The sequence below is a fragment of the Nocardiopsis alborubida genome (genome assembly GCF_012396365.1).
Lineage (GTDB): Bacteria > Actinomycetota > Actinomycetes > Streptosporangiales > Streptosporangiaceae > Nocardiopsis > Nocardiopsis alborubida.
Genome location: NZ_JAAXPG010000045.1, coordinates 20,771 through 39,989, shown reverse-complemented (window position 1 = coordinate 39,989; position 19,219 = coordinate 20,771). Strand labels below are relative to the sequence as shown.

17 protein-coding genes and 2 tRNA genes are annotated in these 19,219 nt (G+C 71.9%); 3 read left to right on the top strand and 16 right to left on the bottom strand.

Features of this window, described 5'->3' with window-relative positions; translation table 11 throughout:
* Positions 1–65: 65 nt before the first annotated feature.
* From HGB44_RS29975 to HGB44_RS29950, 6 genes are read right to left on the bottom strand one after another with little or no spacing between them, the layout of a single operon-like run.
* Positions 66–1,844, bottom strand: coding sequence for an ABC transporter substrate-binding protein (locus HGB44_RS29975; protein WP_394327816.1), 1,779 nt, complete (start codon positions 1,842–1,844; stop codon positions 66–68).
* 23 nt (positions 1,845–1,867) lie between these two features.
* Complete coding sequence (locus HGB44_RS29970; RefSeq protein ID WP_061081685.1) at positions 1,868–2,056, bottom strand: hypothetical protein; 189 nt, start codon at positions 2,054–2,056, stop codon at positions 1,868–1,870.
* A gap of 4 nt (positions 2,057–2,060) precedes the next feature.
* Positions 2,061–3,107 (bottom strand): ABC transporter ATP-binding protein, encoded by a 1,047-nt coding sequence (locus HGB44_RS29965; protein ID WP_061081686.1) that lies wholly within the window; start codon positions 3,105–3,107, stop codon positions 2,061–2,063.
* On the bottom strand, positions 3,100–4,161 hold the full coding sequence (locus HGB44_RS29960) for an ABC transporter ATP-binding protein (RefSeq protein WP_061081687.1): 1,062 nt from the start codon (positions 4,159–4,161) through the stop codon (positions 3,100–3,102). Before HGB44_RS29960 ends, HGB44_RS29965 begins: the two co-directional genes overlap by 8 nt.
* A 6-nt stretch (positions 4,162–4,167) precedes the next feature.
* Entirely contained in the window at positions 4,168–5,043 is an 876-nt protein-coding gene (locus HGB44_RS29955) for an ABC transporter permease (protein ID WP_061081688.1), read from the bottom strand.
* Between the two features lie 13 nt (positions 5,044–5,056).
* Positions 5,057–6,148, bottom strand: coding sequence for an ABC transporter permease (locus tag HGB44_RS29950; protein WP_061081689.1), 1,092 nt, complete (start codon positions 6,146–6,148; stop codon positions 5,057–5,059).
* Positions 6,149–6,530: 382 nt separating this feature from the next.
* Here HGB44_RS29950 and HGB44_RS29945 point away from each other — a divergent pair, with 382 nt between their 5' ends.
* Entirely contained in the window at positions 6,531–8,150 is a 1,620-nt protein-coding gene (locus tag HGB44_RS29945) for an alpha/beta fold hydrolase (RefSeq protein ID WP_061081693.1), read from the top strand.
* 198 nt (positions 8,151–8,348) lie between these two features.
* Here HGB44_RS29945 and HGB44_RS29940 read toward each other — a convergent pair whose 3' ends face one another.
* From HGB44_RS29940 to HGB44_RS29895, 10 genes are all read right to left on the bottom strand, one after another.
* Positions 8,349–8,945: a septum formation family protein gene (locus HGB44_RS29940; protein ID WP_168444206.1), complete on the bottom strand. Its 597-nt coding sequence runs from the start codon at positions 8,943–8,945 to the stop codon at positions 8,349–8,351.
* A gap of 210 nt (positions 8,946–9,155) precedes the next feature.
* Complete coding sequence (locus HGB44_RS29935; RefSeq protein WP_168444205.1) at positions 9,156–9,776, bottom strand: septum formation family protein; 621 nt, start codon at positions 9,774–9,776, stop codon at positions 9,156–9,158.
* A 236-nt stretch (positions 9,777–10,012) separates the two neighbouring features.
* On the bottom strand, positions 10,013–10,504 hold the full coding sequence (locus tag HGB44_RS29930) for a septum formation family protein (protein ID WP_061083136.1): 492 nt from the start codon (positions 10,502–10,504) through the stop codon (positions 10,013–10,015).
* 449 nt (positions 10,505–10,953) lie between these two features.
* Positions 10,954–11,027, bottom strand: a tRNA-Lys gene (locus tag HGB44_RS29925).
* Positions 11,028–11,238: 211 nt separating this feature from the next.
* Positions 11,239–12,726, bottom strand: a complete 1,488-nt coding sequence (locus HGB44_RS29920) for a hypothetical protein (protein WP_061083137.1) — start codon at positions 12,724–12,726, stop codon at positions 11,239–11,241.
* Positions 12,723–13,589, bottom strand: coding sequence for an ATP-binding cassette domain-containing protein (locus HGB44_RS29915; protein ID WP_082768605.1), 867 nt, complete (start codon positions 13,587–13,589; stop codon positions 12,723–12,725). Before HGB44_RS29915 ends, HGB44_RS29920 begins: the two co-directional genes overlap by 4 nt.
* 4 nt (positions 13,590–13,593) lie before the next feature.
* Positions 13,594–13,992 carry a hypothetical protein gene (locus tag HGB44_RS29910; protein ID WP_061083138.1) on the bottom strand — a complete coding sequence of 133 codons (399 nt, stop codon included), beginning with the start codon at positions 13,990–13,992 and terminating at the stop codon, positions 13,594–13,596.
* A 267-nt stretch (positions 13,993–14,259) separates the two neighbouring features.
* A tRNA-Lys gene (locus HGB44_RS29905) sits at positions 14,260–14,333 on the bottom strand.
* A gap of 135 nt (positions 14,334–14,468) precedes the next feature.
* On the bottom strand, positions 14,469–14,654 hold the full coding sequence (locus HGB44_RS29900; protein ID WP_061083139.1) for a hypothetical protein: 186 nt from the start codon (positions 14,652–14,654) through the stop codon (positions 14,469–14,471).
* Between the two features lie 158 nt (positions 14,655–14,812).
* Positions 14,813–16,702, bottom strand: coding sequence for an AfsR/SARP family transcriptional regulator (locus HGB44_RS29895; RefSeq protein ID WP_061083140.1), 1,890 nt, complete (start codon positions 16,700–16,702; stop codon positions 14,813–14,815).
* 198 nt (positions 16,703–16,900) lie between these two features.
* Here HGB44_RS29895 and HGB44_RS29890 point away from each other — a divergent pair, with 198 nt between their 5' ends.
* Together HGB44_RS29890 and HGB44_RS29885 are read left to right on the top strand one after the other, a co-directional pair.
* Positions 16,901–17,887 carry a MurR/RpiR family transcriptional regulator gene (locus tag HGB44_RS29890; RefSeq protein ID WP_061083141.1) on the top strand — a complete coding sequence of 329 codons (987 nt, stop codon included), beginning with the start codon at positions 16,901–16,903 and terminating at the stop codon, positions 17,885–17,887.
* Positions 17,888–17,966: 79 nt separating this feature from the next.
* Positions 17,967–19,004, top strand: a complete 1,038-nt coding sequence (locus tag HGB44_RS29885) for an N-acetylmuramic acid 6-phosphate etherase (protein ID WP_061083142.1) — start codon at positions 17,967–17,969, stop codon at positions 19,002–19,004.
* The last annotated feature ends 215 nt before the right edge of the window (positions 19,005–19,219 follow it).

The window sequence follows — 19,219 nt, the reverse complement described above, 5'->3', positions numbered from 1 at the left end:
CAGCGGGGGCGGGGCCGTACGGCCCCGCCCCCGTCCCCAGTCCGGCCCCCCGGGCCGTCCCGCCCCTACCCGGCCGCCTCCAGGCCGCCCTGCATCAGCGACAGGATGACGTGGTTGTCCCGGTAGATCTGGTTCTGGGCGGCGGGGTGGTCCTCGGGGAAGGACTCCACCCGCACGCCCTCCAGAGCCGGGGCCAGGTACTTGTAGGTCCAGATCGGGATGCGCGGCAGCAGCTCGTTGAAGACGATCGCCATCGTCTTGAGGGCCTCGGTCTGCTCCTCCTCGGTCTGCGCGGTCTTGGCGGCCTCGACCAGCGCCTCCAGGTCCACCTCGCCCTGGCTGGGGCTGTCCACCTTCAGGTCGAAGTCCTGCCCCGGGTTCTCGCCGGTGCGGGCGTTCTCCACCAGGAAGTTCATCTGGAAGGCGCCCCAGTACTGCGGGATCTCCGGGTTGCCCCAGTGGCGCACGGCCACCTCGAAGTCACCTGCGGCCCAGATGCCCCAGGGGTTGTCCGCGGGCACGTTGCGCGCGGTCGTCCTGATCCCGAAGGCGTTCCAGGCCTCCTCCACCTGGGTGGCGGTCAGCTCGAAGTCGCCCCAGCCCGCGACGCCGATGATCTCGTAGCTGGCCTCCTGGCCCTCGGCGGTGTGCCAGACCCCGTCCTCCTTGGTCCAGCCCGCCTCCTCCAGCAGTTCGGTGGCCCGGTCCAGGTCATGGTCGTAGACGGCGAACTCCGCGAGCTCCTCGGGGGTGAAGATCTGCTCGGTCTGGAGGTCGACCAGCCCGGAGTAGTACCGCACCCCGTCGTAGGCCTCGCCCCGCGCCACCTGGCCGATCTGGTCTCCGTCGAGCAGGTGCTTGAGCGCCTTGCGCACCCGCACGTCCCTGAGTTCGGGCTTGGCCGCGTAGTTGAACATCAGCCCGCAGCCGTCGTAGCCGGGGTGCTCGATCCACCGGAACCCCTCGACACCGCGGAAGGCCTGCTGGTCGGCGGCGGAGGTGGCCAGGGTCGAGTAGTCGACCTCGCCCTGCTGGATGAGCAGGGAGGCCTGGCGGTTGTCCCCCTTGTGGACGACCACCTCCTCGAAGGCGACCTCCTCTCCCTGGTAGCCGGTGCTCTCGCGCACCAGGGTGATCCGCGCGTCCGACATCTGGGCCCGGTCGAAGGTGTAGGGGCCGCTGGTGATGATCTCCTCGGGGTTGAACTCGATGAACTCGGCGTTGAACTCGGTGTGCTCGTCGTCGCCCTGGCGGACGCCGTCGGCCACCATCGCGATCGCGCGCTCCCCGAAGTCGCCGTAGGTCGACTTGGAGAAGATCCGGTGCTTGACGACCTGGAGCTCGATCCCCGGGAAGGGGTTGTCGAAGCGCGCGCGGACGCTGAGGTCGTCCAGCTGCTCCAGCTCGGTGATCTGCGGGAAGCCCACCGACCAGGCGGGCGCCTCCAGGATCCGGATGGCGTAGTTCTGGTGCAGGTCCTCGGCGGTCAGGTCGGTGCCGTCGCTCCACTTCAGGCCCGGGCGCAGGGTCACGACGAGGTCGTCACCCTCCCAGGCGCTGTTCTCCAGGAGCAGGTAGTCCCACTCGTGGGTCTCCCAGTTGTAGAACGCGCCCGCGGGCAGGAAGAGGTCGGCGTACACGGAGTTCATCAGCAGCGCGCCGTCCTCCACGGCGACGTTGCGCGTCTGGGCGGCCAGGTCGAAGTCGAAGACGCCGGTGAACTGCGCGGCTCCGCCCGAGGCGTTGTCGCCGCCCGCGCAGGAGGAGAGCACGCCGGCGCCGGCCGCTCCGACCGCGCCGATGCCGATCGCCCGGAGCAGGCGCCTGCGGCTCAGGTCGCTCATCAGGGGGCGGGGGGTGGGAGGGGTCAATGACGTTTCCTTTCCAGTAGGACGGCGAGCAGACCGAGGGAGAGCACGACCAGGCCGATCACGACGGTGAGGGCGCTGATGACGGACTCGGCTGTGCCGGGGGGTGTGAGAACGACCATGAGTGCGCTGGTCAGGGTGAGGAAGGCTCCGACGAGGAGTCCGAAACGCCCGACGACGAGGAGCACGGCCTCACCCCCTGTTGACGACGTGGCAGGCGAGCAGCCGGTCGTGCGCGGGGGACAGCGGCGGCCGGACGGTGTCGCAGTCGCCCTTCTCGTAGAGGGGGCAGCGCGGGTGGAAGTCGCATCCGGGCGGCAGGTCGGTCAGGTCGGGGATGTCGGAGCTGCGCAGCCTGATCCGTTCCCGGTTGTGCGCCAGGTCGGGGTCCGGCTCGCAGACGGCGTCGATGAGCGCCTTCGTGTAGGGGTGCCGGGGGTCGTTGACCACGCGCGGGGTGGGACCGTGCTCGACGACCCGGCCCAGGTACATGACGGCGATCTCGCCCTCCCAGGCGAAGTACTTGGCCACGGCCAGGTCGTGCGTGATGAACAGGAAGCCCACGCCGAGGTCGTCGCGCAGTCCGCCGAGGGTGTTGAGCAGGCTGACCCGGATGGACACGTCCAGCATCGAGGTGGACTCGTCGGCGATGATCACCTCGGGGTTCATCGCCAGGGCGCGGGCCACGGCCACCCGCTGGCGCTGGCCGCCGGACAGCTGGTGCGGGTACTTGTCGAGGTGTTCCTCGGCCGGGGTGAGGTCGACCCGTTCCAGGAGTTCGACGGTGGCCCGGCGGGCCTCGTGCCTGTCCTTGACCAGCCCGTGACGGCGCAGCCCGGCCGAGACGGTCGAGTAGACGGTGCGCACGGGGTTGAGTGAGGCGTAGGGGTCCTGGTGGATGAACTGGACCGAGCGGCGGAAACGGGCCCGTTCCCGCCGGTCCATTCCGGCGACGTCCCTGCCCCGGAAGAGCACGGAGCCCCGGACGGGGTCGGCCAGTCCCGCGGCCATGCGGGCGCTGGTGGTCTTGCCGCAGCCGGACTCCCCCACCAGGCACAGCACCCGCCCGGGGCGCACGTCCAGGTCGACCCCCGCGACGGCGGGCACGTCGCCGCGCGGGGTCGGGAAGACCTGGTGCACGCCGCGGAGGCTGAGCACCGGCGCGGTGTCCCCGGCGCCGTGGTCGGGCACGGCACCGGGCTCGGGCCGCGGGTCTGTCGGGACGGTCCGGTCAATCACGGGTGGCCCCCTCGGTGGAGAGTTCGTTCGAACGCAGGCAGGCGGCGGCGTGGCTCATCCCCTCGGGGCGGTGCGTGAGCACGTCGAGCACGGGGCGGGTGGACGCGCACCGCTCGACGGCGTGCTTGCAGCGCGGCGCGAAGGAGCATCCGGGGGGCAGCGCGGCGAGGCTGGGCGGGCCTCCGGGCAGCGACTCGGGGATCCTGAGGTCGCCGGTGACCGGGGGCACAGAGTTGATCAGCGCCGAGGTGTAGGGGTGCCGGGCCCGGTGGAAGATGTCGCGGGTGGTGCCGGTCTCGATCATCCGTCCCGCGTACATGGTGCCGACGCGGTCGGCGAGTTCGGCGGCCAGACCCAGGTCGTGGGTGATGAAGACCATCGCGAAGCGCAGTTCCTCGCGCAGCTCCGCGAGGCGCTCGACGATGGAGCGCTGGGTGAGGATGTCCAGGGCCGTGGTGGGCTCGTCCAGGATGAGCAGCTGCGGTTCCAGGGCCAGGGCGAGTGCGATGAGGGTGCGCTGGCGCATGCCGCCGGAGAGTTCGTGGGGGAAGCTGTCCAGCACCCGGGCGGGGTCGAGCCGGACCGTCCGCAGCAGCTCGGCGGAGCGTTCGAGGACCTCGGCGCGCGGGCGGCGGCCCCGGTCGTGGGCGCCGAAGGTGTCGAGGAAGTGGTCGCGCACCCGCAGCACGGGGTTGAAGGCGTTCATGGCGCCCTGGAAGACCATGGCCGCCTCGTTCCAGCGGAAACGGCGCAGGTCCTCGCGGGCGAGGGTGCGCACGTCGACGAGGCGGCCGTCCTTGCGGCGGAAGAGGACCTCACCCGCGGATAGGACGCCGGTGCGCGGGAGCAGCCGGAGCAGGCCCAGGCCGAGGGTGGTCTTGCCGCAGCCGGACTCCCCCACCAGGGCCATGGACTGGCCGGGGTGGAGGTCGAAGGAGACGTCGCGGACCGCGGTGACCTGTTTCCTGCGGCCGGTGCGGTAGGCCACGTCGACGCCGCGGACGGAGAGCAGGGGCCCCTCGGCGGACGGCGGGGCGGCGGTGTGGTCGGGCACTGTGGCTCACCTGTCCCGGAGTCGTGGGTTGAGGGCCTGTTCCAGGGACCGGGTCATGGTGACCAGCCCGATCTGGAAGAGCATGATCATCACCATCGGGGCGATGAGGAAGGGTGCGGCCTGGGGCAGCAGGAAGGCGTTGTTGTTCCAGGCCTGCTGGATCATCAGGCCCCAGTTGTCGGCGGTGCTGGGCAGCAGGCCGAGCAGGTACATGCCGACCACCGCGTAGATCGCGTTGGTGACGGCGATGATGAAGTTGATGAAGATGTAGCCCGCCATGTTGGGCAGCACCTCGACGAAGAGGATGCGCGCGGTGCCCAGGTCCTGGAGCCGGGCGGCCTCGACGAACTCGCGTTCCCTGAGGGTGAGCACCTGGGCGCGGATGGAGCGCATGAGGTAGGGCCAGGTGACCAGGCCGATGATGAAGGAGACCACCAGCGGCGAGGCGGTGCGGTAGAAGGACGCGATGACCAGCATCAGGACGATGAACGGGATGGTCATCGTGATGTCGGTGAGCTGGAGCAGGAAGTGGTCGATCCGTCCGCGCACGTATCCGGCGACGCCGCCGAGGACGACCGCGACGGCCACGGTGATCACGGCCGCGACGAAGCCGACCCAGATGGGTTCGCGTCCGCCCAGCACGAGCTGGGTGAAGGTGTCCTTGCCCTGGTGGTTGGTGCCGAGCCAGTGCTCGGCGGTGATCGGGCCCCAGATCGCGGTGACGTCCGTGGGGTTGTGGTGGTCGATGAGCAGCGGCCCGACGAAGGAGAAGAGCAGGACGCTGAGGACCAGGCAGAGGCCGACGAACCCGCTGGTGCTGCGGGTGAGGCCCTGCCAGATCGTTCCCCAGACCCCGGGGGCTGCGGTGGTGGTGACGGCCATTTCCGGTGGGCTCCTACGCGCGGATACGCGGGTCGAGGCGGCTGTAGAGCAGGTCGGCGACGAGGTTGGCGGCCACCACGCAGGACGTGATGATGATGAGCAGCCCCTGGAGGAGCGGGTAGTCGCGGTAGTTGACGGCGTCCAGGAGCAGGCCGCCGACGCCCTTGTAGACCAGGACCTGTTCGACGAAGATCGCGCCGCCGACGAGGGTTCCGAAGGAGATGGCGATCTGGGCGACCAGCGGCAGGACCGCGTTGCGCCCGACGTAGGAGACGGCGATGCGCTGGTCGCGCAGTCCGCGGGCGCGTGCGACGGTCACGTAGTCCTCGCCGAGGACCTCCGTGGTGGAGGCCTTCATGATGAGCATCCAGGTGCCGATGATGGCGAGCACGTAGGTGACGATCGGCAGGGCCGCGTGGTAGAGGGCGTCGCCGAGGAACTCCGCGTTGAACCCCGCCTGGACGCCGGGGCTGATCGTGCCGCGCAGGTCGATGGGGTCGAACCACCCCAGGTACATGCCTCCGCCGAAGACCAGGGCCATCGCGATGAGGTAGTTGGGGACGGCGCCCAGGACCGAGGCGAGGACGCTGAGCACGTGGTCCAGGAGGCGGTTGCGCCAGTAGGCCATCACCATGCCCAGGGCCAGGCCGAGGACGACGGCGATGACGGTGCCGACGCCGATGCTGAACAGGGTCCAGGGCAGGTAGGCGCCGATGGCCTCCATGACGCTCTGGCCCGGCCGGTTGATGGTCATTCCCAGGTCGAGGGTGACCAGGCCGGCCAGGAAGTCCCACCACTGCTGGTGCAGGGGGGCGTCGGGGTCGTAGGCCAGTGAGTTCATGGCGATGGCCCGGGCCTCCTCCATCGACATGCCGCCCTGCGTGAGGCGCCCGGCCATCACGTCGATCGGGTCGCCGGGCATGGCACGGCCGAGGAAGAAGGTCACGTTGGCGACGACGAACACCACGACGACGGCCTTGCGGACCTTGACGACGGCGTGGTGGCGCCAGATCCGCAGCGGCAGGGGGGCGGTCTCGCCGGTGCGGGCCGACGCTCCGCCTCCGGCGCGCGGCGGCGGTGGTGAGGCCGCGATTTCGGTGGCCACGGGGCTCCTTCAGGGGGCGCAGGGACTCCGTTTCTATTAGGAAAGTTTCCTAATAGAGGGTTCACGGTAACCCGACCGATGTGGTCCAGACCACCTTCGTGACCAAACGGCGTCTTGCGAGCGACACGATCGACATCACAAAACGAACAGAAATCGATAAACCGTCACATATGGCTGCCCCGCCGGCTGGCCGAATCCGGCCACACGCGCACACTCATGACATTTGTGGGTGTTGTCATCACTCGGGTGATTCGTACGGTTACGTCTCCAAGGCACACGACCCCGTTCGCGGGTGTGTTCTGTGGACGCCGCTCCCCTCGCAGCAGGGCGTGTGTCTGCGGAGCGCGCCCAGAAACGGGCCGAGAACGCGGAGGCGACCCCCGTGCGCACAGCACGCGCAACCACACTGGCCTCGTCCGTCCTCGTGACGGCCCTGGCCGCATCCCTCGCAGCGGCCTCCCCCGCCGCGGCCGATCCCCTGGCCCCCACCGCGGACGACACCGCACTCTCCGAGTTCCACGACCAGGAGCTGACGTGGGCACCCTGCACGGAGGAGGTACTCCAGGGACTGGAGTGCGCCGACGTCGTGGTCCCGCTCGACTACTCCGACCCCGGAGGCGAGCGCGCCACCGTGGCCATCAGCCGGGCCCGCGCCACCGACCCCGAACAGCGGCGCGGCGTCCTGCTCACCAACCCCGGAGGTCCGGGCGGGCACGGGCGCAGCATGCCCCTGCCGCTGGATCCGCAGACGGGCACCGGACTCATCGGCGGCATGCGGGTCACCGAGGTGTACGACGTCATCGGCATGGACCCCCGCGGCAGCGGCGGCTCCTCGCCCAGGCTGGACTGCGGGTCAGAGCCGCCTCCCCTGTACCCGAGCCCGACGGACGGGGAGATCTCCGAGGCCACCCGGTCGGCGATCCGGTACCAGCGCGCCTGCGAGCAGGCCGAGGGCGACGTCCGCCCGCACATGACCACCGCCAACACCGCCCGCGACATGGACGTCATCCGGGCCGCCCTGGGCGAGGAGCAGGTCAACTACCTGGGCTACTCCTACGGCACCTACCTGGGCGCGGTCTACGGGAGCCTGTTCCCCGAGCGGCTGGACCGCAGCGTGCTGGACTCGTCGGTGCACCCCGACGGCATCTGGCGCGACGTCTTCATGATGCAGGCGCCGGCCTACAGCGAGAACATGGACCGCTACACGGCCTGGGTGGCGGGATACGACGACGCCTTCGGCTTCGGTTCGACCCAGGAGGAGGTCTACGCGACCTTCGAGGCCACCGCCGAGCGGCTGCGGGAGGAACCGCTGGAGACCGCCCCCGGCGTGTTCTACGACAACCACCTGTTCAACCTGGACGTGGGCATGAACTCACGCTTCCGGGACCAGTGGGACCTGGTCTCGGAGTACCTGGGGTACATCGTGCACGGCGAGCCCCTGCCCCAGCCCCTCGCAGCCCAGGCCAGCGCTCTCGCCGAGGAGGAGTACGGCACGGCCACCATGGACCTGCAGACGGCGGTGCTGTGCGAGGCCGAGTGGCCGGACAGGGTCAGCACGTACCACGCGGACGCCCGGGAGTACCGGGAGGAGCACCCGTACGGCAGCGGCGCCTACTGGGCGGTTCCCCATCCGTGCACCTTCAGCGGCCTCGACCGGCCCGAGCCCCCGGTCGAACTGGAACGGGAGGGCTACCCCGAGGCACTGGTCATCGCCGGTGAGTTCGACGCCAACACGGCCTACGAGGGCGGCCCGGCCATGGCCGACCGGCTGGACAGCTCCCTGATCACTGTCGCCGGTGACGGCGGGCACGGCTTCTACTTCCCCGGCGGCCTGGACTGCGTGACCGAGGCGGTGGACGCCTACCTGGTGGGCGGGGCCCAGCCCGAGGACCTCACCTGCCAGGGCCTGCCCCCGGCGGAGGTCGACGGGGAGGTCGAGGTGGAGGCCGAGGACCTCGTGGCACTGCGCAACCGGACCGGCCCGAGCGGCCTGGGGATCTGACCCGGAGACGACGGCGGCCCGCGCCGCCCCTCGGGTTCCAGGGGTGGCGCGGGCCGTTCTCACCGCGGCCGCGGAGGAGTTTTCATCCCAGGATCGGACGAATCGGATTCTCGGGGCGCTCCGCGCACCGCGGGACGCCCGCCGATGGGGACGTCGGGAGGGGGCCGGACCCGGACGGGGTTCCGCGGTCCCCCGCGCTCAGCGGTTGGCGCCCTCAAGGGTGCCGGTGACCATCTCGCCGATGTTGGCGGTGGTCGCGTAGCAGATGATCTCGCGGTCGTTGGCCTGGTCCCAGCTGTCCTGGGTCGGGGTGAGGTAGTAGGCGTAGATCTCCGAGTGGGCGTAGTCGACACCGATGAAGTCGGTGAAGTTCTGGCCCGTGCAGACCTCGCCGGCCTCGGTCTGGACCGTCGAGTCGCCGGGGTACTCGGCGTCGGTCATCTGGTGGGAGTAGAAGAACTCCGAGTCGTGCTCCTGGGAGCAGTCCACCAGCGGGACCTCGCTGATCCCCTCGCTGAACAGCGCGGTCTCCATCTCGGACTCGATGAAGCAGTCGCCCACCTCCAGGGAGAAGACGTCGACGGTCCCCGGGGCGACGGGCTCGCCGGTCCCCCCGGGCGTGGTCGGCGCCTCGGCGTCCGTGGGCTCGGGGGCGATGGTCTCCCCACCGCCCTGGAGGGCGGGGGGCAGCAGGGGAAGCGAACCGCAGGCCGTCGTGGCCACCAGGGTGGCGCCGACGGCCAGGGTTCCCAGGACGACACGGCCGAACAGGGGACGGCGCGTTTCGGACAACATGGGGAACTCCACTGGATCGTTCGGTACTGATGCCGATGGGGGACGGAATCGGCGACACATATCCAGATGCCCGGGGCGTGAAGAAGGTTTTGTCCCAGGTCCGGAAGAAACAGGTTCTGTTGCGTTCTGGGCACCGCGTGACGCGTGTTGCCTCAGGTGGGAGCAGCGGGGGAAGGCGGAGTGGGGACAGGGCCCTGCGGTCCCCGGTGCTCAGCGGTTGGCGCCCTCAAGGGTGCCGGTGACCGTCTCGCCCGTGTTGGAGGTGGTCGCGTAGCAGATGATCTCGCGGTCACCGATCATGTCCCAGCTCTGCTGGGTCGGGTAGAGGTGGCCCGCGTAGATCTCCGAGTGGGCGTAGTCGACACCGATGAAGCTGGTGAACTCCTCGCCGGTGCAGATCTCCTCGGCCTGGCTCATCGTCTCGTCCTGGCCGGGGTACTCGGCGTCGGTCATCTGGTGGGAGTAGAAGAACTCCGAGTCGTGCTCCTGGGAGCAGTCCACCAGCGGGACCTCGCTGATCCCGTCGCTGAACAGCGCGGTGTTCATCTCCTCCTCGACGAAGCAGTCACCGACGTTGAGGGAGAACACGTCGCTGTCCCCCGGAGCGACGGGCTCGGTGGTCTCGGTCTCCACCGGCTCGGCGGTCTCCGTGGACTCGGTCGGCGCCTCGGCGTCCGTGGGCTCGGGGGCGATGGTCTCCCCACCGCCCTGGAGGGCGGGGGGCAGCAGGGGAAGCGAACCGCAGGCCGTCGTGGCCACCAGGGTGGCGCCGACGGCCAGGGTTCCCAGGACGACACGGCCGAACAGGGGACGGCGCGTTTCGGACAACATGGGGAACTCCACTGGATCGTTGGGTACTGATGCCGACGCGGGGGGACGGAATCGGCGCCACCTGTCCGGGTGCACGGGGTCCGCGGACGTCGTCATCCCGGGTCCGGACCCGTCGGATCGAGGGCCCCGGACACCGAGCGACGCTTGTCGCCGCAGGTGGAAAGGGGTGGGGGTGGAGGCCGCTCGGGCGGCCGGGGGGCGAAGGCGGGGCAGGGCCTGCGCTGGCCGGGGGACGCTCAGCGGTTGGCGCCCTCAAGGGTGCCGGTGACCATCTCGCCGGAGAAGGAGGTGGTCGCGTAGCAGATGATCTCGCGGTCGTTGAACTGGTCCCAGGTCTCCTGGGTGGGGTAGATGTGGCCCGCGTAGATCTCCGACTCGGCGTAGGAGACTCCGATGAAGTTGGTGAAGTTCTCGCCGGTGCAGAGCTCCTCGGCCTGGCTCTCGGTCGCCTCCACGCCGGGGTACTCGCCCTCGGTCATGTCGTAGGCGAAGAAGAACTCCGAGTCGTGCTCCTCTGCGCAGTCCACCAGCGGGATGTTGCTGACCTCGCCGCTGACGAGCGCGGCGTTCATCTCCTCCTCGACGAAGCACTCGCCGACGTTGAGGTCCATCACGTTGCCGGCACCCATGACGGACATGAGGGCACCACAGCCGCTGAGGGCGAACACGCTGCCCGCGGCGAGCACCGAGATGCCGGCGGTACGCAGGATGGGGGAGAAATTCGACATGGGGATACTCCGAAACATATGCACGGGACTCGCCGTCCTGAGAGAGGCGGCGAGAAGGTAACAATTCACTACCTGGGGGTTTATGTCAATCTCATCTGCGAAAACGACAGGAAGGTTGCGGTTCGTCACGCTGTGCGTCCACGGGCCTTCCCTTGCCTCACCCCTGTGGGATGCCGCGAACGCGAAGCAGCACATCACAGACCTATGACATTTTCCGGAGCCGCGCCTCCGCCCGCACGGTCACGGAAAGTGACACGCGTGCGCACGCGAATTCCAGGACGGGATTCCAGAAGGGCGACGGAGGGCTTCCGGTGAAACGCGGAAGGTGACCGCGTTCGGGGAGGCGCACGGCCGGCGAGGGAGTGCGGCAGGGCCTCCCGGAAAGGACAGGGGTTCCCGTGGAAAGCACGAGGGCCCCGGTCGTTTCCGACCGGGGCCCTCGCCTCGTGTGCGTCATCAGGGACTCGAACCCCGGACCCGCTGATTAAGAGTCAGCTGCTCTGACCAACTGAGCTAATGACGCCTGCTGTTCACCGTCCTGCCTTTCGGCCGCGGCGACACGGACAACTCTACCCGACCGGCGGAGTGCCCCGCGCCGCGAACCGCACGATGTGGGGCACGCCACCGCGGGCCTCCCCCGGACGGCGCGCTGGTCCCGGACGACCAGGCGGCCCCGGGCGGAAGACGGTGCCTCCGGCCGGGGCGGCGCGGACGCGGCGGACGCCGCTCCGGCCTCAGGCGCTCAGCCGGCGTGCCCGCCCGGCGAACAGGGCGACCGCGAGCAGGAGAACGCCCACCGCTGCCACCAGCGCGGCGGCCGGACCCCGGCCGGTCATACCCATGAGGTCGGCGGCGGCGACGCCGTTGACGGCCAGGTACCACAGCATCGGATACAGCGCCTGGAACAGCGTCGGGGTACGGCTCAGCGCCCCCAGCGCCGCGGCCAGGGCCGGGACGAACACCGCTCCGGCGCACCAGGCGGCGACGGAGGCGGTGTCACCGGCGGCCGCCAGCCGCACCAGCGGGCCGGCGCCGAAGAGCACGGCGAGCAGGACACCGGCCGCCCACCCCGCCAGTTGGCGGCGTACCGGGCCGGGGTAGGCGGCGAGCAGCGCCTCCACACCCGTGCCGACCTGGACGGTCGAGACGCGGGCCCACACCAGCACCGGCCAGATCCAGCAGGCGGGGAGCACGACCGCCCGCACCGCCTCCACGGGGAGCAGCAGTCCCGCCGCGCCGAGCGCCACCGCCCCGAGCCACCACCACACCGACACTCCGGAGAGCAGGATCCACAGCTCCGCCGCGACCAGGCCGCGGGGCACGGGCACGCGGACGGCGCGGACGCCCGGCACCGCCCCGGCCCTGCGGTGGGGTACGGATCGTGTCGTGCCGCGCACACGGAACCACGCGGCGGGCACCAGTGCCAGGACGACGGCACCGGCCGTGATGAGCAGCCGCTCGGCCAGGAAGGCCCCGTCGACGGCCAACCCCTCCCACGGGACCGGGACGAGGGGTTCGTCCACCCTGGTGAACCCGAGGCTGAACTCCCCCTCGGCCGCGGTCCCGGCCCGTTCCATGCCGGCTCTGAAGGGGTCGGCGAGCGTCTGGACGCCGATGCCGCCGAACGGCGCCCGGCCGCTCTGGCTGCCCAGCACCACGATCGCCCAGACCGGGATCCAGAGGATGTTGGCGAACCCGCCGCGCAACCCTGGAACGGTGTCGAACAGCAGCGCCACCGCAGCGACCGCGACCACGACGGGGACCGTGATTACCAGGAAGGGCAGGAGCAGTCCCACCGGGTCGACGGCGGTGTCCTCACCGCGTGTCCACCACATCACCAGGGCGACCGCGACCAGCACCGCGACCATCGTCAGCAGGACCGCGACGTTGCTGAGGAGTTTGCCGGCGAGGTAGCCCAGCGACCGCAGCGGCGTGACGGCCAGCACCCCGCCCACCCCGGTGCTCCGGTCGCGGGCGACCGCCCCGCGGACGACGTAGAAACCGCCGAGTGCCAGCCAGAGCGCCCCGCCCAGGGCCACCACGGCTCCCACGTAGGCCATGTCGTGGACCCCGCGGTATCCCCCGGCATCGACCACGGTCCAGTGGCCGTCGGCCGCGGGCACGGCCAGGTAGGCGAGCATGGCCGCGCCCAGCAGGGTCAGGGCGTAGGAGGGGCGGCGGACCCGTTCCCGGAGGTCGCCGAGCGCGAGCCGCGGGATCATCGCACCGCTCCCGTGGCGGCCCGGTAGGCGTCCTCCAGCTCTGGTGCCACCGGCACCGCGTCGGCCGTGGGCCGCTGTTCGGACAGGAGCCGGACCCGGACGCGGCCGCCGTCGCGCAGGGCGCGGACCACGGTGTGGCCCCGTTCCAGGGAGGCGAGGCCCGCGGGGTCCGCGGTCGTCTCCCACACACGTCCGGCCAACCGCCCCGCCAGGTCGGCCGGACGGCCGCGGCGGACCAGGCTTCCGCCGACCACGACGGCCACGTCCGTGGCGACCGCCTCCACGTCGGTGACGATGTGGGTGGACAGGACGACCACCCGGTCGGCGGCCAGGTCGCTGAGCAGGGAGTGGAAGCGGGCGCGCTCCTCTGGGTCGAGGCCGACGGTCGGTTCGTCCATGACGATCACGCGCGGGTCGTTGAGCAGGGCCTGGACGATGCCCACCCGCCGCACCATGCCGCCGGAGTAGGTGCCCAGGCGCCGGTCGGCCGCGCCGTCGAGTGCGACGAACTCCAGCAGTTCGCCGATGCGGGTGCGGGCCGCGCGGGCGCCCATCCCCTTCGCCGCGGCGAGGTAGGACAGGAACTCGCGGGCGGTCAGGTTCGGGTAGAAGCCGAAGTCCTGCGGAAGGTAGCCGAGGGTCCGCCGCAGGGAGTGCGGCCGCGCGGTCACGTCGGTCCCCTCGAAGACGACGCGTCCGCGGGTGGGTCGGGCGGCCGTGGCGATGATCCGCATCAGCGTCGACTTGCCCGCGCCGTTGGGGCCGAGGAGCCCGAGCACGCCCGGTCGGAGGCTGAGGGTGACGCCGTCGACGGCGCGGTGGCCGCCCCTGTGGACCTTGGTGATGTCGGTGAGGTCGAGCACCGGCTCACCGGCCGGTCAGGTCGGTCGGCTCACCGTCGCGCAGGACCCGCACCCCGGTCGGGACCTCCACCCGGAACCGGTCCTCGTAGACGCAGACTCCGCTACAGGAGTTCTCGAGGCGGAGCGTGCCCTCCTCCAGCGACCACGTCGAGGTGACGCCGGGGTCGCCCCAGGCGTCGATCCACCGGGTCACCCGGACGTCGGTGCGGTCGGTGGGGACGAGGTCGGTGCGGGTCCCTTCGGCGACGACGTCGAGCACGTCGCCGTCGAAGGGGAAGGTGGTCGTGTCCGGTTCGGCCCGGGCGGTGTCGGGCCAGCCGCAGCCGGACAGCAGGCTCACCGCCGCGACCGCGGTGAGTGCCGCCGCGGCCGGACGTGCCTTCGTCGTGGTGATCTTTCGCATGCGACAAGCAAACCGGCCCCGCGGCCGCGGATCACTACGCGTGGACGCCGTCTCCGGGGTGGGGCCAGCCCCACCCCCGCGCCGTTCGGGGCCCGCCCCGCGAAGGGTTCGGGTCCGCGTCCGGGGCGGCGACGGCCACCGCTCCGGCCCGGACCCCGCCGTGCACCGCCGGCCGGGACGGGCGGTCGTGTCCGCCCTCCGGGCGGCCGGACGCAACACGACGGCCCCGGGCGGAAGGCGGTGCCTTCGACCCGGGGCCGTTGTCTGTGCGCCATCAGGGACTCGAACCCCGGACCCGCTGATTAAGAGTCAGCTGCTCTGACCAACTGAGCTAATGGCGCCTGTCGTGCCACGGTACCGGCCCTGTGGGCCGCCCCTGGCGACGTCGTTAACTCTAGCAGGACCGCAGGAGGGCCGCGAACCGGTTACGGACCAGCGGGAGTGCCGGTCCTCCGTCGGTCCCTTGCCCGGAGGGCCTAGGCGAAGGCCAGGAACAGCGCGACGATCACGGCGATGAGCAGGACCGCGCCGACGACCGCCAGCACGATCGGCATGACCGGGCGGCGCGCGGGCTCCTCGGTGTTCGGGTTCTCGTCGACGAAGCGGCGGAAGTGCTGCGTGGTTCCCGCCGGGTCCAGGTTGGGATCGTTGTTCTGTGTCATGGGGTTGACCCTAGCGACTCATGGGAGTGATGAGGACCCCCGTGGGTATATCTAACCCTTTTCGCTACACGCTCTTGGTCCTCCCCCGGCCGCGCACCTGCGGGGACCGCACCGGGCGACGCGGCGCGTACTCCGTGTCCCCCGCAGGCGGCCACTTCTCACCTGGGTGAAAGCCGAACGTAAGATCCCTGGTCGACACTGGTGCCGGGAGGATGGGGCTCGGCCGGTACTTCCCCGCGGCCGTGTCGCCCCTCCCGGGGCCCGGCACGCAGCACGGCGGCCATCCGGGCCGTGGGCGTGCTCCCGCGTGCCGGGTCCACCCCCTCCAACCGGCGCACCAGTTCCGCGGCGGACCGGTCCGGCCGGGTGTCGTCGAGCCAGACCGCCGCCATGCGCAACGGCAGGGGCAGGTACCCCAGGACGTGGGCGAGACGGCGCAGCACCGACTCGGCGCGCCGGTCCCGCCCCTCCCGCGCACGCAGCAGGTCCACCGCCGCGTCCGGAGGGAGCTGTCCCACGGGAAGGGCCCGCAGGCCGTCGCGCACCAGCAGGTCGGTCAGCCAGTAGCGGCTGGTGACGAGGGTCGCGCATCCGGCGCCGCCGGGGAGCAGGGGGCGCACCTGGCGTGCGGAGGCCGCGTTGTCCAGGACCAGCAGGATGCGCCGGTGCGCCAGCAGCGTACGGAACCTCGCGGCGGCCTCGTCGGCGTCCATGGCCTCGGTGCCGCGGGTACCGGTGGACAGGGAGCGCACCAGGCGGCGCAGCACCTCGGCCGGGTCGCGCGGGTGTCCGTCGCCGCCGCGGAGGTCGACGTAGAGCTGTCCGTCGGGGAAGTGCGGCGCGGCCGCGTGGGCCCAGCTCAGTGCGAGCGCGCTGGCTCCGGCGCCCGCGGGGCCGCGCACCAGCGCGCTGCCGGGGGCGGTGCTGGAGGGGTCCACCAGCCGGTCCACCTCGGCCAAGGCCTCGTCGCGCCCCACCAGCACGGAGGGCGCCGCGGGCAGCTCGGCCGGGGCGAGGGCGGCCGACACCCGGTCGGGCGCGTGGACCGGGCCGCCGCCGCGGCCGTCGCGTTCCCCCTCCCCCGCCGGGGCGTCCGGTTCGGCGGCCGGGCCGGTGTCCGGCTCGCCGGCCGCCCCGGAGCGGGATCCGGCGGCCGGGGAAGGCGGCCGGGATCCGGTGCGCTCCTCGACGGAGGCGCGCTGGCGCGGGACGCTGGTGCGCGCTGTCCGGTCGAGGTCGCCGCGCAGGACGCCGTGGAAGGTCTCCTGGAGTTCGCGGCCCGGGTCCGCTCCCAGGTGCTCGGCCAGCGCGTCGCGGGTACGGGCGTACACGCGCAGGGCCTCGCTGGGCCGCCCGCAGCGGTAGAGGGCGGTCATCTGGACGCGGATGAGGGGTTCGCGCTCGGGGTGGTCGGTGGCGATGGGGCCGATCTGGTCGGCCACCCGCTCGTGGTCGCCCCGGGCCAGGGCGGCGCCGAACCCCTCCTCGGCGGTCCGGAGGAGTTCCTCGTTCAGGGGCGGGACGTCGCGCTCGTGCAGGACGGGGCTGACGACGTCGGCCAGGACGGGGCCCCGCCACAGCCCCAGGGCGCTGATGAGCAGGTCGGCGCGGTCGGAGGGGTCGGCGGCCCCGTCGGCGCGGCGGACCAGGGAGCGGAAGCGCAGCAGGTCGCACTGGTCCTCGGTGAGGTCGACCCGGTAGCCGCCGTCGCCGCCCGTGATGAGCGGGGTTCCGCAGTGCTGGTCGAGGACGGCGCGCACGCGGGTGACGTGGACCTGGAGGGCGCTGCGCGCGGACGGGGAGGCCGAGGCCCCCCAGACGCGTTCGATGAGGTGCGCGGTGGGGACGGTGCGCCCGGTGTTGAGCAGGAGTGTGGCCAGCAGGGCACGGCGCTTGTCCCCGCGCAGACGCAGCGGGACCCCGTCCATCTCGACGCCGAACTGCCCGAGCAGTCCGACGCGCAGCCCGCGGGCGGCGTGTCCGGACGCGCCCTGCCGGGCCTGCCCGGCCGTGTCGTGCCACCGCCTCGCCGAGTCGCCCAGCGACACAGCACCATCCCCCTTGCGGAGCGCGCGTGCGAGCGGGTGAACCTCGGCGCCCCTGGCTCCAGGGTGCCGCCTGAGCTGGGATATCGCAATCACGCACCCCGCACTTGCCGCTGGGGCCGTCCCTTGGAATCCTGGATTCTCCCGCTTTTTCCCCTCTCCTCGTTGACTCTTCACCACGACCGAAAGAAACTTTCCTCCATGGCGGAAATCCCGAAGCCTGCGGGCGGCCGGGCGGAGACCGGACACGTCTCCGCGCCGCCCGTTCCCACGACGGTCCTGCGCATCAGGTCGCTCCTGCCCTCCCTCGCGCCCGCGGAGCGGCGGGTCGCGCAGCACGTCGTCGACGACCCCGAGCGGGCCGCCGCCTCCTCCATCACCCAGCTCGCCAAGGACTGCGCCACGTCCGAGGCCACCGTGATCCGGTTCTGCCGCACCATCGACTTCAGCGGTTACCGGGAGCTGCGTCTGGCCCTGGCCACCGAGGCCGGTCAGGCGCGGGGCGCCCGCGGGGCGGCTCCGGAGCTGTCCAGCGACATCAACCCCGACGACACTCTCGTCACGGTGGTCCAGAAGATCGCCTACACCGACGCGCGCGCGGTGGAGGAGACCGGCGCCGCCCTGGACGTGGAGGTACTGCGCACGGTCATCGACACGATGGCGGGCGCGCGGCGCATCGACGTGTACGGAGTGGGCGCGAGCGCGTTCGTCGGCGCCGACCTCCAGCAGAAGCTGCACCGGATCGGACTCACGTCGTTCGCGTGGTCGGACGCGCACGTGATGCTCACCAGCGCGGCGCTGCTGGACGAGCGCGACGTGGCGATCGGCATCTCCCACACCGGGGCGACCACAGACACGGTGCAGGCGCTGACGGAGGCGGGGCGGCGCGGGGCCCGTACCGTGGCCGTCACCAACTTCCCCCGCTCACCGATCGGGTTCGCCGACCACGTGCTGACCACGGCGGCCCGCGAGACCACGTTCCGGTCGGGGGCCACCGCGAGCAGGCTCGCGCAGCTGACCGTGGTGGACTGCCTGTTCGTGGGTCTGGCGCAGAGCCGCTACACCGACAGCCGCACCGCGCTGGAGACGACCTTCGAGGCGGTGCGGGGGCTGCGGATCAACGACGACCGCAGGCGCCGCAGGGGCGAGGCCCCCGGCGGCAGGAGCACGGACGAGAACGACGGCTGACCGCAGGCGTCCCGTGCCGCCGCCCGGCTCCGACCGGCGGCGGGACGGAACGATCGACCGAGGGAAAGGAACGGCACCGGTGCGGACCGAACAGGAGAGCGCTGTGCACGACGACGGGCGCGGAACCCGGCCGGAAGGCGGGGACGCCCCTCGGGAGGCCGGCGTCCCGCTGCCCTCCGGGGGGACCGGGGGCGGGGCGGCCGTGATCGTGCGCGCGCCCACGGAGGCCCGCAACTCCGGTACCCACGACATCGACCTGCTCCCGGCGCTGGACGTGCTGCGACAGATCAACGCCGAGGACGTCACGGTCCCCGGCGCGGTGGGCGCGGTCCTGCCGGAACTGGCGCGGGCCGTGGAGCTGGGGGTGGCCGCCCTGGAGAGCGGGGCGGCCATCCACTACTTCGGCGCGGGCACCTCGGGTCGGATCGCCGCCCAGGACGCCGCCGAACTGCCGCCGACCTACGGCGTGCCAGCCGCGTGGGTGGTGGCCCACCACGCGGGCGGCGAGGAGGCCCTGGCGCGGGCCGTGGAGGGGATCGAGGACGACTGGGAGTCGGGCCGGGCCGACGCCGCCGGGATCGCCCCGGGGTCACTGGCCGTGGGCCTGGCCGCCAGCGGGCGCACCCCGTACGTGGGCGGGGCTCTGGAGGCGGCCCGGGAGCGCTCGGCCGCGACGGTGCTGATCAGCGCGAATCCGCAGGCGCCGCTGGCACGCGACGTGGACGTGCACGTGGGCATGGCCACCGGCGCGGAGGTGATCGCCGGGTCCACCCGGATGAAGGCGGGCACGGCGCAGAAGCTGGCGCTGAACGCGTTCTCCACCGCGGTGATGGTGCGGATGGGGCGGACCTACTCGAACCTGATGGTGGGGGTGGACGCCACCAACGGCAAGCTGCGCGGCCGCGTGGTGACCATCCTGACGCAGGCCACCGGGCTGGACGAGCGGGTGTGCGCGGAGGCGCTGAACGCGGCGGAGGGCGACACCCGTGTCGCGCTGGTGTCGCTGCTGGCCGACGTGGACGCGGCCGCGGCGGCCCGGGCCCTGGGCACGGCGCGGGGCCGGGTCCGCCCCGCGCTGGCCGGACTGGGCCTGCCGGGTCCGGTCGCCCCGGAGTAGGCGGCGGGGTGGACGGGGTCCCGTGCGGGGCTTTCGCCCGTACGGGGCTTCCGCCCGAGTGAGTTTGGGCCCACGCGGGTTTTCCACAGGTCAGAGGTCCCTCTGGTGGTGCCCGTACCGCCCGGTCTACGTTGGATACGGGGGTCCCCGGCCCCTCCCGCTTTGCGCTGCCCGTGCACCGGAGGCTCGGCCCGAGCGGGTTCGGGCCCGCTCGG

Excerpts from the sequence above, each read along its gene's own strand:
- HGB44_RS29975 (WP_394327816.1), bottom strand. The coding sequence starts at position 1,844 with ATGAGCGACCTGAGCCGCAGGCGCCTGCTCCGGGCGATCGGCATCGGC.
- HGB44_RS29955 (WP_061081688.1), bottom strand. The coding sequence starts at position 5,043 with ATGGCCGTCACCACCACCGCAGCCCCCGGGGTCTGGGGAACGATCTGG.
- HGB44_RS29940 (WP_168444206.1), bottom strand. The coding sequence starts at position 8,945 with ATGTTGTCCGAAACGCGCCGTCCCCTGTTCGGCCGTGTCGTCCTGGGA.
- HGB44_RS29935 (WP_168444205.1), bottom strand. The coding sequence starts at position 9,776 with ATGTTGTCCGAAACGCGCCGTCCCCTGTTCGGCCGTGTCGTCCTGGGA.
- HGB44_RS29930 (WP_061083136.1), bottom strand. The coding sequence starts at position 10,504 with ATGTCGAATTTCTCCCCCATCCTGCGTACCGCCGGCATCTCGGTGCTC.
- HGB44_RS29920 (WP_061083137.1), bottom strand. The coding sequence starts at position 12,726 with ATGATCCCGCGGCTCGCGCTCGGCGACCTCCGGGAACGGGTCCGCCGC.
- HGB44_RS29910 (WP_061083138.1), bottom strand. The coding sequence starts at position 13,992 with ATGCGAAAGATCACCACGACGAAGGCACGTCCGGCCGCGGCGGCACTC.
- HGB44_RS29900 (WP_061083139.1), bottom strand. The coding sequence starts at position 14,654 with ATGACACAGAACAACGATCCCAACCTGGACCCGGCGGGAACCACGCAG.
- HGB44_RS29890 (WP_061083141.1), top strand. The coding sequence starts at position 16,901 with ATGGCGGAAATCCCGAAGCCTGCGGGCGGCCGGGCGGAGACCGGACAC.